The following is a 15,739-nucleotide window of genomic DNA, read 5'->3' on the forward strand; positions in this document are numbered from 1 at the left end:
ACCCGCTCAGAAGTCCCGCGTATAGAATATATCCAGGGAGGCTGCCAGGCCACTGGCAGCCTCCAGATAGAAGTAACGTCCGATATCGTAACGTAGCGCCACCGTGGTGATGGGCTGGAAGATGCCGACACCGTAGCGGATGCTGAGTTCATCCGTCAGGTAACCACTGGCCACTACTGCCGATTCATCCCCTGAACCTTCCGCCTCCAGCGTCAGATTGCGTATTCCGAATTCCTCGCCAATACCCTGGGTTACCTTGTTAGCCTGAGTCAGCCCCAGCGATATGGCTGCCCTGCTCATTTGCCCCTCATCACCACGACTTTGCGGTGCCCGGCCGAGGATCACATACGAGAGCGCATCGGTCTGAGGCATTTCCGGTTCAGAAAACACTTCGGTCCGGGGCGAGCTCACCGGGCCGCTGAGGCGGATACCGGCCACCACGTTGTCCACACGCCGCACTGCCTCGATGTCCAGGTACGGTTCTGACAGTGGCCCCACAAACACCAGCCTGGCCCGGCGCAGGTCGAGCTCCTGACCGTAGGCCTCATACCGGCCTTCAACAAGCTGCAGGGCACCTCGGGTATCCAGGTTGTTGCCGATACGCAGTGTCCCCTCAAGGTTACCGGTGACACCGAAACCACTAAAGCTGACCTCGTCCTCACCCACCACGACAGTGACGTCCATATTGAGAGTGCGGAGCCCGCCTTCCTTCTCCTCAGCACCGACGATAACCTCGTCCTCGGATACGGACACGGCCTGGGCGGGCAGCTCGCGAATTTCGATCGTGCCCCGGGGTACGTTCAGGTTACCGGAAACCGACAGATCGCCGCCTTCGTAGGCGATAGTGATATCCGGCACCAGCTCCACTTGGGCGTACGGCTCGTAATTGAAGGGCAAACGGTCACCGGTCAGCCGCACTTCCACCGACGGTTCCGCCTCCCAGGCCAATGACCCTTCTATGTTGCCGCTTCCGCGTTCATTGCTGCGCCAACGTCCGGACAAATCCGCGCTATATCCTTTCAACTCCAGGCTGACCACCAGATCCTCAAGCGGAATCGGTAACCGTGGATCGGCAATGTGACCGCCAGAGAGCGCAAGCTCGCCGTTTACAGCTGGCTTCATTAGCGGCCCAGACAGTGTCCCCTCGCCATTGAGCTCTCCCTCAACAACCTCCAGCCCGGCAAATATGCCAGCCATGGCGATATCCAGGCCTTCGATGCTGAATTGCCCATCGACTTCACGGGCATCATTATCCGGGTCGACCGACATGCCGACCGAGAGATTACCAATATCGGGCCCCTGCAACTGCAGGTCCAGCTCCGCCACATTCGGCTTCAAACTCAGGCGGGTGGTGAAGGTGTTGTAGCTCAGGCTCTCCCATTCGTCCCTCACCTGCACTTCAAACTCGCCGGAACCAGCGTCGATGGATACTTCACCATCCGGCCCATCTTCCGTCATGACCACTTGCAGGTCAGCATTCAGCGTTGCGTCCCAACGCAGGGTGTCCGGCAACAGCGGGGAGAGTGCCGTGGTCGGGAAATTTTCAATGCGATAGGCGATATCTTGAGTCGGGAGCAGAGTCTGGTCCTCGGCACAGACAGACGCCTGTTGCCACTGCCAGCAGTGCTGTCCCAACGTGAGCTTGCCCGCTTCGGTATACTCGAGGGCCGCGGACTCTGACAGGGTCCATTGCTGGCCTTGGGCAGGCACACTGATTTGCCCCTGCTCAAGCGCACCCACCCAGGCATTCCAGCTTTCCGAGGCGTCTCCGGCCAGCAACAGCGACAACTCCGCCTCTTTGTGGCGGGCGTTTAGCCTGAGTTGGTGATCATCCCGAGTTCCCGTCAGTGCCAGCGACAAGTCTTCCAGTAGCTGTTCGCCATACCGAACTTCCTTTCCCCGAAGGTCCGCCTGGATGTTGAACCCTTCGCGCAGCGTGGCCGTCAGGTCCAGGCTGGACAGACTCAATTGATCCTGCCATGCCAGGTCGCTGCCAGTGAGTGTTACCTTGCCACGGGGTTGGTCCACGGTGCCGGAAACCGAGGCCGTACCGTTGACCGAACCCGCCAGCCCCGGCAGGAAGGTTTCCGGCGCAGGCAGGTTCAGTTCCAGGTTGCCGTTAATCTGTTGTCCCCATCGGCCCTGGCCGGTCACCCGGTTGTCCCCTACCTCAAGCTCCAGGTCCGACAATGTCCAGTTACCGGCATCACTGTCCAGCGCACCTCGTATCAGCGCCTCATTGGCCTGCCAACTTCCGGAAAGGTCCCATTTTGCCTGCAGCGTAGGCGTTCCTTCCTCCTGCAGACGTCCGCTGGTATCCACGTCGCCGCTCAGGCTCGCTTCCAGGGCGGGAAGCCAGAAACCAGGGTTAAAGCTGTCCAGCGTCAGGCTTGCATCCCAGGACAACTGATCAGCGAACGCCACGTCCGCACGGCCGCCGAGAAAACCCGCGCCGGTATTAACGCGCAGGTTCGTCAACGCAACGGACTCCAGGTCACCCTCAAGATCCCCCGCCATATCGGCGTCGCCCATGGGGCCGCTGACACTGGCGTCAATGCTCGCCTGATAGGCTCCCCCCTGGTATTGAACGTCGCCGTTGAATTGGCGCAATGTGACCGGCGGCTGTTCAAAATCCGGAATCAGGCTGTACCAGGGAAAAGCGTCGAGACTGACCTTGGCGTCTGCCTGAAGCGCCTGCTCCCAGCTCACGTTGCCGGTGACGAGGAGGCGGCCCGTCTCAGCCTCAGTAGTCCCGGGGCCGGTCAACACGAGCTCCAATCCATCGAGGCCTTCTGTAGTCACCAACCCCTTCAATGACAAGGGTATATCGCCTGTCGATCCGGGCAGCACGGTGCGGGAGTCCGAGCGGAAACCGTTCTCAAGGCTGCCTTTCAAGGCAACCACGGTGTCTGTCAGCACCAGGGTTTTCGGTAACCCCTCCGCCGGGACGAACCGGCTGGAACGAACGGTCAGTTCCGCCGGCAGGGCGCTGTCCAGCGGCGCCACCCGGCCAGCCAGCGTGGCATCAAGATAACCGCTGCTCTGGCCCTTAACTCTCAGGTCTGCAGCGCTCCCGGTCAGATTGAGTGCCAATTGCCAATCAGCGCCATACGGGGGCGGGAGCATCAGCCCAACCTCCAGATCCAGCGGCCAGTCGCCCCGGGTCTGGAGCCTGCCGGAGGCATCAATACTGATATCGTCCCGAACAAAGGCGAGGTTCTGCAGATGCCAGTCCGAACCGGAACCCTGAGCCTTGAGCTGGAGCCGGTCCCAGACCTTGGCATCGTTGAGCGTAAAGGGACCAAGGTTCACGTCCCGGACCACCAGCCCCAACGGAAGGTCGACACTGGGTAGACTGATATCACCGCTGTCTTCTTTGGGCTCGCCGGATGGCTGCAGAGTCAGATCAATGCTGTCCGCCAGGAGTCGCTCCAGACAGAGCTGTTTGTTGAACAGGCAGGTGGGCGACCAGTCAACAACTGGCGACTCTACCTTTAGCCCAACACCGTAGCCTTGCCATGTCAGGGAGGCTGCCTGCCACTGCCCCAGCAACGAACCCTGCCCCTGCTCAACCTCGAGGCCGGGAACCTGATCAATCACCCAGGCTGTACCGGTTTCCGAACGCAGCGCCAGCACCAACACCCCAAGCAGTAACAGCGGTAGCAGGACAATAACGGCCAGCGCTATCAACAACCCGTTTCTCAGGCGTTTTGACCGTTTTGGTGTTGGAGTTTTCGCTTCGTCGCTCATAACTCCGGCCCCATGGAAAAGTGAACGCGCCACTCACCGCCAAACTCGGGATCCAGGCCCTTGGCGACGTCCAGGCGCAGCGGCCCGACCGGGCTGATCCAGCGAATGCCCACGCCGGCACCCGTCGCCAGAGGGTCCGACAGGTCATCCATGGCGTTGCCTTCGTCAACAAACGCCGCGACCCGCCAGTTTTCGGTAAACTCGTACTGATACTCGACACTGCCTACCATCAGGTAACGGCCACCAATGGCCACATCCTCGCTGTTCCGGGGTGACAGCGTCTCATAGCCATACCCCCGCACCGTCTGGTCGCCACCGGCAAAGAACCGCAATGACGGCGGCACATCCGAGAAGCGATTGGTGGCCACGCCACCAAACTGGAACCGGGACAGAAAACGGTGGTTGTCCGCCAGGGTGTAGAGGCCCTTTACCAGAACATTGGCATGGAGAATATCCACATCGGAGATGACGGCACGGTGAGAGCCGGTCACATCGAACTGGATACGATATCCCCGGGATGGATCCAACGGCGAGTCCGCCTGCAGTTTCGAATACCCAAGCCCCGGCAGCAACAGACTGCTCTGCTCGGGGTCATCATCGCCGATGCGAAAACGCTCACCTTCCCAGCGGATCGAGGCAACCTGCAACCAGCCGTTATCGAGCTGGTGTTTCCACTGCTGGCCAAGGGTAAGCAGCTCAGACTCGACGTCCTCAATATCCTCCCGCTGATAGCCGGCGGAAAGGCGAATGGAATCGGTCATGGGAGGATCAAGGGGCAACTCGTACCAGGCGCCCACGTTTTGACGCGGCGCCGAAAGTTCCGTCTGCGCGCCACGGCGATGGCCCATGGGGTTGATCCAGTGCTCCCGCCAGTTACCGCTGAAACGCGGTCCCACATCCGTGGAGAAACCGACACCGGCAGCAACCGAGCGCGGAGGACGAGTGGTCAGGTCCACCGACACGGGTATCACTCCGTCCTCGGCTTTACCAGGCGATGCGTCAATGTCCACACCGGAAAAATAACCGCTGTTGGAGAGGTCGCCGCTTAGCCTCGCAACCTTGTCGGCGTGATAGATCTCACCGGGCTCAAAACGTACGAATTGCTCAAGCAACTGCTCCTCGAAGCCATGCCCTTCCTTGAAGCTCACTTCGCCCAGGCGATATCGCACGCCACTGCGAAAGACCAGGGAAATATCCGCAGTGTGCTGTTCCGGGTTGACTTCCAGCCGGCGGGTGGTGAACTCACCATCAAAATACCCCAGCCGGGTGGCTCGGTTCTGGATGGTCTGCCGCAACGTGCTGTACTGACCGTGATTCAGCACATCCCCCTCCGATGGCTTTTCCGGCAGGGTTCCCACGAAATCGGGGTCCCGACTGGCCGGGCCTTCGATGGACACCTGCCGGGAACGGACGCGAATGGGTTCGCCGGGCTGCACGGTCAATACCAGGCGAGCGGGTGTTTCGTCATCGCCGGGCTGTTCGACCACTTCCCACTGAATCATCGGGCTGTAGTAGCCCAGCGCACGGAGCGCCTCTTCCACTTGTGCTTCGGCGGTGCTGGCGTATCGTCTAAGGCTTCCGGCACTGCGGCCCTCAACCTCACCCAGGAAGGCTTCCGCATTATCCTGAAGCTGCGGATAGTCCCCCTCCACGTTGACCTCCACCTGCTGCGCCCAGGTCAATCCCGGTGTTGCCAGCATCATCAGCCAGACGATCCCGACAGGGCGTAGAAACAGAGGTCTAATGTGGGAACGCATCAAGCAGCATTACTTCAGTGAAAGTGGGTGAAAAGGCGCGTTGGCAGTATGAGTGTACCGGGTAGCGGTCCGTTTAATCCATGGCAATTGACCATCTTGCCTGCCTGTAATGCGCTCTATGCCAATGGCGAGGATGCCCGATGCCCCCATGATCGCGTGACACCCACTGCATCGGATCGCCAGACAACCGGAAACGGGCGGCGTTAGCCAGGAGAAAATGTATGGCCAGGAGAGAACGTATGACACGCACCCCCGTCGGCCTCGCCCTGTCGATGATGAATCGTCTTGCGGCCAACCCAATGCTGGACCGGCTGGGACTGCGTCAGTCTTTGGAAAGAACCGCCTATCACGGCACCCGTGCCGGGTTTCGCACCCTTGCTCACGCTGGCCGGGAGTTCAAGCGCGTGAACAACTGGCTGCCCCGCAAGCAATTGCCGAATCGCATACCCGGGGATCTGTTCGACCTCTCCCTGACCGATGACCAACAGATGATCACCGACATGCTCCGCAGGCTGGCAGAGGATCGGATCAGACCGGCGGCCTCAGACGCGGATGAAGCCGGGGAAATACCGGAAACCGTCACAGCGGCCACATCCGAGCTTGGCCTTGGCCTGTACGCAGTACCGGAAGCCTTTGGCGGCGTGGCGGAACATCAGTCTCCCGTGACCAGCGTGCTGATTGCCGAACAACTGGCCTGGGGCGACATGGGCATCGCAACCGCACTCCTGTCGCCGTTCAGTGTCGCCCAGGCCATCACCCGCTGGGGCACCGGGGAACAGCAGAGCCGATACCTGCCAGCGTTCTGCGACGACGCGCCGCCCACAGCCACCATTGCTATTGACGAGCCCATGCCCCTGTTTGACCCGAACAGGCTGCAGACCACCGCCATCGAAACCGCAACCGGCTACACCCTCAACGGCCTGAAAAGCAGCGTGGTCCTCGGCGCCAGTGCAGACCTGCTATTGATTGCCGCGGAACTGCATGGCCGACCACGGCTGTTCATCGTGGAAGCCGGCGTGACAGGCATCCAGGCCAAACCCGACCCGGGCATGGGGCTGAGAGCCTCCGCGCCTGTCCAGTTGCGGCTCGATAACGTTGAATTGTCTCCTGACGCCCTGCTGGGCGACAACGATTTCGACTACCAAGCGTTCCTGGACTGCGGCTCGTTGCTCCGTTGCGGGCTTGCCATCGGCACATCACAGGCCGTTCTCGACTACGTTATCCCCTACTGCAACGAACGGGAGGCGTTCGGAGAACCCATCAGCCACCGCCAGTCCGTGGCGTTCATGATCAGCAACCTCGCCATAGAAACCGACAGCATGCGCATGCTCACCTGGCGCGCCGCCAGCCGACTGGAGCAAGGCTTATCAACGCACCGTGAAACATCCCTGGCCCGGTTACTGTGCAACGAAAAAGCCATGGAGATCGGCACCAACGGCGTTCAACTGCTGGGCGGGCATGGCTTCGTCAAGGAACATCCGGTCGAGCGCTGGTATCGCGACCTTCGCTCCATCTCCACCCTGAGCGGCGGCCTTCACGCCTGATCAAAACGTAAGGACACCTCTGATGAATCTCGAGATACCGAAGAAATTTTCTCCTCTGATCAATCAGGCACAACAAGTGGCCCGGGAGGTGTTTCGCCCAATATCCCGCAAATACGATCGGGCGGAACACGAATACCCCAAGGAACTCGACCTGCTTGCCTCCATCATGGACGGCATGAACGACGGCGCGGCCGATGGTGGCACCGGCGCCGGAAAACTGGCCCGCTCCGAAAGCAACGGCGGGGGCGGTAATCGTAACGGCACCAACATGAAAACCGTTCTGGGGCTGACCGAACTGTGCTGGGGCGACGTCGGCCTGGCCCTGTCCATCCCCCGACAGGGCCTCGGCAACTCAGCCATTGCCGCCGTTGCCAACGAAGAACAACTCGCCCGCCTGGGCAACACCTGGGCCGCCATGGCCATCACCGAACCCGGCGCCGGCTCCGACTCCGCCGCCATCCGTACCACCGCCACCGAAGACGGCGACGAATACATCCTAAACGGCGAAAAAATCTACGTCACCGCCGGAGAACGTGCCGACGCCGTCGTGGTCTGGGCCACCCTCGATCGCAACAAAGGTCGCGCCGCCATCAAATCCTTCGTGGTGGAAAAAGGTACCGCCGGCATGACCGTCGAACGTCTGGAGAAAAAACTCGGCATCCGCGCTTCCGACACCGCCGCCATCCGCTTCGACAACTGCCGCATTCCCAAAGAAAACCTCCTGGGCGACCCCGACGTCAGCGTCGAAAAAGGCTTCGCCGGTGCCATGCAAACCTTCGACAACACCCGCCCCGTCGTCGCCGGCATGGCCATAGGCGTCGCCAGCGCCGCCCTGCAGAAAACCCGCGAACTCATCGCATTAACCGGCACCGACCTGGAATACCACCACCAGACCTGGACCCAACCCGCCGTCACCCGCGAACTGCAACTGATGGAAGCCGAACTCGAAGCGGCCCGGCTCCTAACCCTCCGCGCCGCCTGGATGGCCGACAACGGCCTGCCCAACTCCAAGGAAGCCTCCATCGCCAAAGCCAAAGCTGGCCGCGTGGGCAACGTGGTCACCCTGCGCTGCGTCGAACTCTGCGGCAGCCTTGGCTACGGCGAAACTGAACTACTGGAAAAATGGGCCAGGGACTCAAAGATTCTCGACATCTTTGAAGGCACCCAACAGATCCAGCTACTGATCATCGCCAGGAGACTGCTCGGTAAGTCGTCGGCAGAGCTGAAATAAGCTAACCTGTACGAAAGCGTCGAAAAATCAGGCAGGTGCAACCCGTTTTTCTCAACAGGAGGGCGGGCATCTCAGAGCCTGATCGCAGCGGATGTATCGCTTCTCCCCAGACCGTGCATTGCCAAGGATGGCAATGCCGAGCCCCCATGGATGGGTTAACGGCGTGTCTGGGGAGAAGCGATACATCCGCTGCAGACTCCAAACTCGAAGTCCTGGATTGATGAATGCTGAAGATAAACCGAGAAAACCTGAAAACCAGCCACCAACTCATCTGGTTCATCATAGACTTCCTGATGCTAGGCCTGCTTATCATCAACCTGGCCTTCATCATCTTCGACTCCATCTACAACTTCACCGGTGTCCAGAACCTGCTCGCTGAACACGCACCGCTTGTCAAAGAACTCTACCAGCCCATCCACGAAAACTTCCTGTTCTACGACCTCATCTTCGTCAGCATCTTCCTGACCGAGTTCGTCGTGCGCTGGGGCTACGCCATCAAGGCCAAAGTCTACGACCGCTGGTACTTCTACCCGTTCATCCACTGGTACGACATCATCGGCTGCATCCCCGTTGGCAGCTTCCGCTTCCTGCGGATACTGCGGGTTATCTCCATCATCTACCGGCTGCACCAGTACAAAGTGATCGACGTCACCCAGACCCGAGCCTTCCAGTTCTTCAACTTCTACTACGAAGCCTTCATGGAAGAGCTCTCCGACCGCATCGTCATCAAAGTGCTCACCGGTGCTCAAGACGAGATTCGCAAGGGCTCACCCTTGTTCGAGCGCATTCAGAACGACATCCTCTACCCAAGGCGGGAAATGCTATCCGACTGGGTATCACAACGGGTTGCGGAAGCAGCACGGGAAGGGTACATCCCCAATCGCGGCGCCCTGCGAAGCTACCTGGAAACCCGCGTCGACAACGCCCTCAAACAGAACCTGGAGTTGTCGAGGCTGAAGTACCTGCCCGTCGTCGGCCCAACCATCCAGGAAACCCTGGAAGAAGCCGTGGGGGACATCGTCGCCAACGTGATTCACCAGATTCTGGAAGACCTTGCTTCCGCATCCAACCACGCGTTCATCGAAGACATCGTCAACGTATTCCTGCCATCGCCCGATAACGAAGACGAGAACGACGAACACAACGAAGCCCTGATCAACCTGATTGTCGAAGTGCTGGATGCCGTCAAAAGCCAGGTCAGGGTCAAACACTGGCGTAGCGAACTGACCTGAGCTGAACCTGCCAACAACATCGAGGTTTTCATGGAACCACTGCACTACCGTTCTGCCGCCGAATTGATTAGCGACCTTAAAAACGGGGAGCTAACCAGTGTGGACGTCACTCAGGCCTTCCTGAACAGAATTCGCCAGTGCAATGACACCATCAATGCCGTGGTGACGCTCGATGAAGAGAAAGCCCTGGAGAAAGCCCGGCAAGCCGATGAGGTACAGGCACAAGGTGAGACACTGGGCGCTTTGCATGGGCTGCCACTCACCCTGAAAGACACCTGGGAGGTTGCCGGCATGGCCTGTACCGCCGGTGCACCCGCGCTGAAAGACTACATCCCGACAAAACACGCCGACGTGGTCCAGCGCCTGGAAGACGCCGGTGCGATCATCCTGGGGAAGACCAACGTCCCCATTTACGCCACCGACCTCCAAAGTTACAACAAGCTCTTCGGTGTCACCAACAACCCCCACAACCTGGCACATACCCCCGGCGGCTCATCCGGGGGCGCTGCCGCAGCGCTTGCGGCAGGCATGACACCGTTGGAAGTGGGCAGTGATCTCGCGGGTTCCATCCGCACACCGGCGCATTTCTGCGGCGTTTTCGGGCACAAGCCTTCCCGTGCCCTGGTCTCCTTCCGTGGTCACATTCCAGGGCCTCCGGGCACAGAGTCGCGGCCGGACCTGGCCGAAGGCGGGCCATTGGCGCGCTCGGCAAAGGATCTGGAACTGCTGCTGAACGTGATTGCCGGCCCCGCAGAACGGGAACGCAACAGCTGGCAACTGGCCATGGCACCGGCCACCATTCATTCTCTGGAACAGACACGCGTGGGCCTTTGGCTGAAAGACCCGCTGTGCCCCATCGACGACGAATTACTGAACGGCTACCAACAGCTCGGGCGGACACTGGAAAGCAATGGAGCACTGGTTGCCGAAGCCCAGCATCAACTACTCAACCTGGAACACATCCTGCCTGCCTATTTCAACTTACTGGGCAGCCTTCTCAGCACGTCCATGAAACCGGCCCAACGCCGGCAAATGATGTGGATCTCCCGGCTTGAACGCTGGCTACACCTGTTTGGCCCTGTCACGGCCTTCATCGGAGAATACGGCCGCGGCGTGAACCAGCCGGTACACCAGTGGATGGCCTGGAGCGAAATGCGGGAGAAGATGAGGGCCGAAATCACTACCCTGTTCGACGAATTCGATGTGCTATTAACGCCGATCACCCCAACCACGGCCATTCGCCACGATCACAGCAATCCGGTGTTCAAGCGGCAGATCACCGTTGCAGGTCAGCCCAGGGCGTACATGGACCAGTTCTGCTGGATTGCCCTGGCTACCTTGCTCGGGCTGCCCGCTACCTCCGTTCCTATTGGAAAAACAGCGGATGGGTTGCCGTTCAATGTGCAGGTCATCGGTGCGCCGGGGATGGACCTGACGACGATCCGATTCGCAGAGCTGCTGGAAGCCAGCGGACTTGCCGGCTTCCAGCAGCCGCCGGACCTCAGCCATTGACCATAAAGTGCACCCAGATACTGGCCCCGTAACCCAGCGCAATTGCCGGTGTCCATTTCAGGTGACTGAGAAACGTATACTGCCCCCTGGCCTGTCCCATCAGTGCGACGCCCGCAGCAGAGCCTATGGACAAGAGGCTGCCACCAACGCCAGCAGTCAGCGTAACCAGCAGCCATTGATAATCCGGCATGGCCGGGTTCATGGTCAGCACCGCAAACATCACCGGAATGTTGTCGACCAGCGCAGAGATCACTCCGATCATGACATTAGCAACGGTGGGCCCCAGATCGCCGTACAGCGTGGCCGATATCATGCCGAGATAACCAATGAAGCCCAGGCCGCCGACCGCCATAATCACCCCGTAGAAGAAGAACAGAGTGTCCCACTCCGACCGGGCAATGTGGGAAAAGACGTCAAAAGCACGACGTCCCTGGGTCCGGTCACCCGAGCTATCTCCCGGTGGGGACTCAAAGCCCTCGTTCCAGTGATATTCCTCATGGCGTTTGAGATAGAACCCAAAAATCTTCAGGTAACCGAGCCCCGTCATCATGCCGAACACCGGTGGAATGTGCAGGAACTGATGAAAACTGATGGCGGTGGCGATGGTCAGCAGGAACAGAGCGCAGATGACGAGCCCGCCCGGGCGAATAACGTTCCCGAACGACTCAGGTGATGACGGCTGGCCCTTCGGCAAAGCCAGATGCATCAACGCCGCCGGCACCAGGAAGTTGACGATGGAAGGCAGCAACAGCTGGAAGAAGTCCTGGAACGGGAGTATGCCTTTCTGCCAGACCATCAGTGTAGTGATGTCGCCGAACGGGCTAAACGCCCCGCCCGCGTTGGCGCCCACCACAATATTGATACAGGACAGGGACACAAATTTGGCGCTGTCCCGGCCCACGGCCATCACCACGGCACACATGATCAGAGCCGTGGTCAGGTTGTCCGCGACCGGTGACAGACAGAACGCCAGGATACCGGTGATCCAGAACAGACGCCGGTAACCAAAGCCCTTGCCAAGCAGCCATATCCGCAACTGGTCGAAGACACCGCGCTCCAGCATGGCATTGATGTACGTCATCGCCACCAGGAGGAAGAAGAACAGTTCCGCGTATTCCAGGAAATTATGCCGTATGGCTTCTTCCACTTCGCCATTGGCGCCCGCGGCGCGGTATGCCAGGGCCACGAGTATCCAGATCAACCCTGCCGCGATCAGCATCGGCTTGGATTTGGCCAGGTGAATCCGTTCTTCCAGAATGACCAATAGATACGCGACTACGAAAATCGCGATGGCAATGTAGCCCACAGGGTGGGAAATAAGATCCACGGCCCGGTCGGCATTTGCCCACACCGGTCCGGGCGCCAGCGACAACACGGCCGCTAACGACAGCAAGATCGACTTCATTCGAGGGGGTGCTCCCAACTGCGATGGAGTGCCCGGGACGATCGTCCCGGGGGGTTTGGTTATTCGATTTCGATCAGGCTCTCACCAGGCGCTACCCGGTCGCCTTTCGAGATATTCACCGCCTTGACGATACCAGACTTGGTGGCTTTAACCTCGGTTTCCATTTTCATGGCTTCGATGATCAGCACCGCGTCACCGGCGGATACCTCGTCACCCTCGCTCACCAGCACATCAACGATGTTGCCCGGCATGGTGGTGGTCACCTGGCCTTCTCCGGTGGCTCTGGCACGACCACCCTTGCGGGTATTTTCAGAAGCTTCGCCCTGGGATTCCAACTGAATTTCCTCGGGCACGCCGTCCACTGTCATGTAGAACCGGCGCTCGGTCTCGCTCACCGGATTGGCACCGGTCACATGAATATCGTAACTTTCACCGTGCACCGTGATCCGGAATTCAGTGGACACACTGCCGCCGGTCTTACCGTTGGCGATGGGCTCCAGGGCTTCCGGCTGCAAGGTGCCGTCGCGGCGTTGCTCCAGGTACGTGCGGGCCTGGTCCGGGAACATGGCGTAGGTCAGTACGTCTTCCTCGCTCTCGGCGAGATCACCCAGCTCCTTGCGCAGTTCGGAAAACTCCTTTGGAATCAGGTTGGCCGGGCGCTCTTCAATCAACTCTTCCTTGCCCACAGCGCGGCGTTGCAGCTGTGCGTCCACCTCTGCAGGCGCCTTGCCATACCAGCCCTGCATGTATTTCTTCACCTCATTGGTGATGGTGTCGTAACGCTTGCCGCCCAACACATTGATTACTGCCTGGGTGCCGACGATCTGTGAAGTGGGCGTCACCAGCGGAGGGTATCCCAGGTCTTTACGCACCCGGGGGATTTCCTCGAACACATCCTGAATCCGGTCGAGGGCGCCCTGCTCTTTTAGCTGATTCGCCAGGTTGGACATCATGCCACCGGGCACCTGGGACAGGAGTACGGAAGTATCCACCCCATTGTAGTCACTCTCGAACTGATGGTATTTCTTGCGAACTTCGCGGAAATGGCGGGTGGCCTTGTCCAGCAACTCGAGGTTGAGGCCGGTTTCACAGCCAGCATCATGCAACGCAGCCACCAACGATTCGGTCGGCGGATGGCTGGTCCCACCCGCAAACGCCGACAGCGCGGTATCGATATGATCCACACCGGCCTCCAATGCCGCCCACTGGCACATGGGCGCCATGCCCGACGTGGCATGGGAGTGCAGGAATACCGGCAGTTTGAGGTTCTTCTTCAGGCCGCTGACCAGCTCGGCGGTCACCGCTGGCGTCAGCAGGCCCGCCATATCCTTGATAGCGATACTGTCAGCACCCATGTCTGCCATGGTCTCGGCCTGAGCCAGGAAGGTTTTCACGTCGTGCACCGGGCTGACCGTGTAGCACAGCGTACCCTGGGCATGCTTGCCGGCCTTCTTCACGGCTTTAATGCTGGTCTCCAGATTGCGCACGTCATTCAGCGCATCAAAAATACGGAACACATCGATGCCGTTTTCCGCGGCCTTTTCAACAAACGCCTCCACCACATCGTCGCCGTAGTGGCGGTACCCGAGCAGATTCTGACCGCGCAACAGCATTTGCAGACGGGTGTTGGGTAGAGCCTTACGCAGGGTACGCAGGCGCTCCCATGGGTCTTCCTTAAGGAATCGCACACAGGCATCAAACGTGGCGCCGCCCCAGCATTCCAGTGACCAGTAGCCGGCCTGATCCAGCCATTCACAGGCCGGCAGCATGTCCTCGGTGCGCATACGCGTGGCGATCAGGGACTGATGGGCATCCCGCAGGATGACGTCGGTGATGTGAATTTTTCTCTTACTCATGGTGCTCTCCAATATTCGTGTTACAGGCCAGCCTGGGCTGCGATGGCGGCAGCAACGGCCGTGGCAATGGATTCCGGTCGGGATTTGTCGCTGTACTCCAACAACTGCGGATTGCGCTCCACGAAACCGGTATTAAACGTGCCGGCCTGGAAATCCGGGTGGTTCAGGATCTGCTGGTAGTAAGGAATCGTGGTGTGTACCCCGTAGATAGCCATGTCGCTGAGCGCTCTGCGGGAACGGGCCACCAGTTCCGGCCATTCCCGCGCCCAGACAATCAGCTTGGCGCACATGGAATCGTAGTAAGGGGGAATCTCGTAGCCGGTGTACATGGCGGCATCTGTGCGCACACCCGGGCCGCCGGCGGAATAATAGCGACTGATGCGACCAAAGCTGGGCAGAAACCCGTTTTTCGGGTCTTCCGCGTTAATGCGAAATTGAGCAGCGAAACCGCGATAACTGATGTCGGCCTGGGAAAACTCCAGCGGCTCGCCCGCCGCGATTCGGATCTGCGATTTGATGATGTCGATGCCGGTGATTTCCTCGGTGATCGTGTGCTCCACCTGCACCCGCGTGTTCATCTCCATAAAATAGAAGCTGTCGTCGTGGTCGAGCAGGAACTCTACCGTGCCAGCATTCACGTAACCGCATTGGCGGGTAACCTGGATGGCCAGGTTACCAATAGTTTCTCGCTGCTCCTCACTTAACTGTGGCGATGGTGCCACTTCGATCAGCTTCTGGTTACGGCGCTGGATGGAGCAGTCTCGCTCATACAGGTGCACCACATTGCCGTGATGATCCGCTAATACCTGCACTTCAATATGACGAGGCTCAATGATGCACTTCTCCAGGAAAACCTCGGCACTGCCAAAGGCCTTGGTGGCCTCGGAAATCACTCGCTCGTAGTTCTGCCGCAACTCTTTCTCATTATCGCAACGACGAATGCCCCGGCCACCACCACCGGACGTGGCTTTGAGCATAACCGGGTAGCCAACGTCCTCCGCCTGGCGTACGGCATCTTCGACGTCATCCAGGTTGCCTTCCGAACCCGGTGTAACGGGGACACCTGCGGCAATGGCGGTCTTGCGGGCCTGGGTCTTGTCGCCCATGGCACTGATCGCCTCGGATGACGGGCCGACAAACGTTACCCCCCGCTGCTGGCAGATGGCTGCTAACTCGGCATTCTCGGAAAGAAAGCCGTAACCCGGATGCAGAGCATCACAGCCAGTTTCGACCGCCAGGTTCACGAGATGATGGGGATTCAGGTAACCGCTGAGCGGGTCCTTACTGATCTGATAGGACTCATCCGCTTTCTTGACATGCAAGGAGTACTGGTCCGCCTCTGAATAAACAGCGACAGACCGAATGCCCAACTCCTTGCAGGCCCGCGCAATGCGAACGGCAATTTCGCCGCGATTGGCGATGAGCACTTTTTTAATGGCCATGGAAGCTTCC

9 protein-coding genes are annotated in these 15,739 nt (G+C 59.5%); 4 read left to right on the plus strand and 5 right to left on the minus strand.

The window, feature by feature from the left end:
- Nucleotides 1-6: 6 nt before the first annotated feature.
- Complete coding sequence (locus tag AAGD24_RS13640; RefSeq protein ID WP_379865386.1) at nucleotides 7-3,750, minus strand: translocation/assembly module TamB domain-containing protein; 3,744 nt, start codon at nucleotides 3,748-3,750, stop codon at nucleotides 7-9.
- Nucleotides 3,747-5,453: an autotransporter assembly complex family protein gene (locus tag AAGD24_RS13645; protein ID WP_197061290.1), complete on the minus strand. Its 1,707-nt coding sequence runs from the start codon at nucleotides 5,451-5,453 to the stop codon at nucleotides 3,747-3,749. The genes AAGD24_RS13640 and AAGD24_RS13645 overlap by 4 nt, the downstream gene beginning before the upstream one ends.
- A gap of 293 nt (nucleotides 5,454-5,746) precedes the next feature.
- On the opposite strand from AAGD24_RS13645, the gene AAGD24_RS13650 reads away from it, so the two are divergent.
- The 4 genes from AAGD24_RS13650 to AAGD24_RS13665 all read left to right on the plus strand — a co-directional run bounded on the left by AAGD24_RS13650 (nucleotide 5,747) and on the right by AAGD24_RS13665 (nucleotide 11,026).
- A complete protein-coding gene (locus AAGD24_RS13650) occupies nucleotides 5,747-7,051 on the plus strand; it encodes an acyl-CoA dehydrogenase family protein (protein ID WP_085680026.1) in 1,305 nt (434 codons plus the stop codon).
- A 22-nt stretch (nucleotides 7,052-7,073) separates the two neighbouring features.
- A complete protein-coding gene (locus tag AAGD24_RS13655; protein WP_085680023.1) occupies nucleotides 7,074-8,282 on the plus strand; it encodes an acyl-CoA dehydrogenase family protein in 1,209 nt (402 codons plus the stop codon).
- Nucleotides 8,283-8,506: 224 nt separating this feature from the next.
- A complete protein-coding gene (locus tag AAGD24_RS13660) occupies nucleotides 8,507-9,514 on the plus strand; it encodes a hypothetical protein (protein WP_041335958.1) in 1,008 nt (335 codons plus the stop codon).
- Nucleotides 9,515-9,544: 30 nt separating this feature from the next.
- Nucleotides 9,545-11,026: an amidase gene (locus tag AAGD24_RS13665; protein WP_085680020.1), complete on the plus strand. Its 1,482-nt coding sequence runs from the start codon at nucleotides 9,545-9,547 to the stop codon at nucleotides 11,024-11,026.
- Here the strand turns inward: AAGD24_RS13665 and nhaD are convergent.
- From nhaD to AAGD24_RS13680, 3 genes are read right to left on the minus strand one after another with little or no spacing between them, the layout of a single operon-like run.
- Entirely contained in the window at nucleotides 11,016-12,431 is a 1,416-nt protein-coding gene (nhaD, locus tag AAGD24_RS13670) for a sodium:proton antiporter NhaD (protein ID WP_041335954.1), read from the minus strand. The genes AAGD24_RS13665 and nhaD overlap by 11 nt on opposite strands.
- 59 nt (nucleotides 12,432-12,490) lie before the next feature.
- On the minus strand, nucleotides 12,491-14,287 hold the full coding sequence (oadA, locus tag AAGD24_RS13675; protein WP_036204760.1) for a sodium-extruding oxaloacetate decarboxylase subunit alpha: 1,797 nt from the start codon (nucleotides 14,285-14,287) through the stop codon (nucleotides 12,491-12,493).
- 20 nt (nucleotides 14,288-14,307) lie between these two features.
- Nucleotides 14,308-15,729, minus strand: coding sequence for an acetyl-CoA carboxylase biotin carboxylase subunit (locus AAGD24_RS13680; protein ID WP_036204758.1), 1,422 nt, complete (start codon nucleotides 15,727-15,729; stop codon nucleotides 14,308-14,310).
- Nucleotides 15,730-15,739 lie beyond the last annotated feature (10 nt).

It is taken from the genome of Marinobacter sp. M5B (assembly GCF_042604615.1).
Classification (GTDB): domain Bacteria; phylum Pseudomonadota; class Gammaproteobacteria; order Pseudomonadales; family Oleiphilaceae; genus Marinobacter; species Marinobacter salarius.

What these genes read in the sequence shown, in the direction of transcription:
- AAGD24_RS13680 (WP_036204758.1), bottom strand. Translation starts at nt 15,729, where the DNA reads ATGGCCATTAAAAAAGTGCTCATCGCCAATCGCGGCGAAATTGCCGTT.
- AAGD24_RS13640 (WP_379865386.1), bottom strand. Translation starts at nt 3,750, where the DNA reads ATGAGCGACGAAGCGAAAACTCCAACACCAAAACGGTCAAAACGCCTG.
- AAGD24_RS13665 (WP_085680020.1), top strand. Translation starts at nt 9,545, where the DNA reads ATGGAACCACTGCACTACCGTTCTGCCGCCGAATTGATTAGCGACCTT.
- nhaD (WP_041335954.1), bottom strand. Translation starts at nt 12,431, where the DNA reads ATGAAGTCGATCTTGCTGTCGTTAGCGGCCGTGTTGTCGCTGGCGCCC.
- AAGD24_RS13660 (WP_041335958.1), top strand. Translation starts at nt 8,507, where the DNA reads ATGCTGAAGATAAACCGAGAAAACCTGAAAACCAGCCACCAACTCATC.
- AAGD24_RS13650 (WP_085680026.1), top strand. Translation starts at nt 5,747, where the DNA reads ATGACACGCACCCCCGTCGGCCTCGCCCTGTCGATGATGAATCGTCTT.
- AAGD24_RS13655 (WP_085680023.1), top strand. Translation starts at nt 7,074, where the DNA reads ATGAATCTCGAGATACCGAAGAAATTTTCTCCTCTGATCAATCAGGCA.
- oadA (WP_036204760.1), bottom strand. Translation starts at nt 14,287, where the DNA reads ATGAGTAAGAGAAAAATTCACATCACCGACGTCATCCTGCGGGATGCC.
- AAGD24_RS13645 (WP_197061290.1), bottom strand. Translation starts at nt 5,453, where the DNA reads ATGATGCTGGCAACACCGGGATTGACCTGGGCGCAGCAGGTGGAGGTC.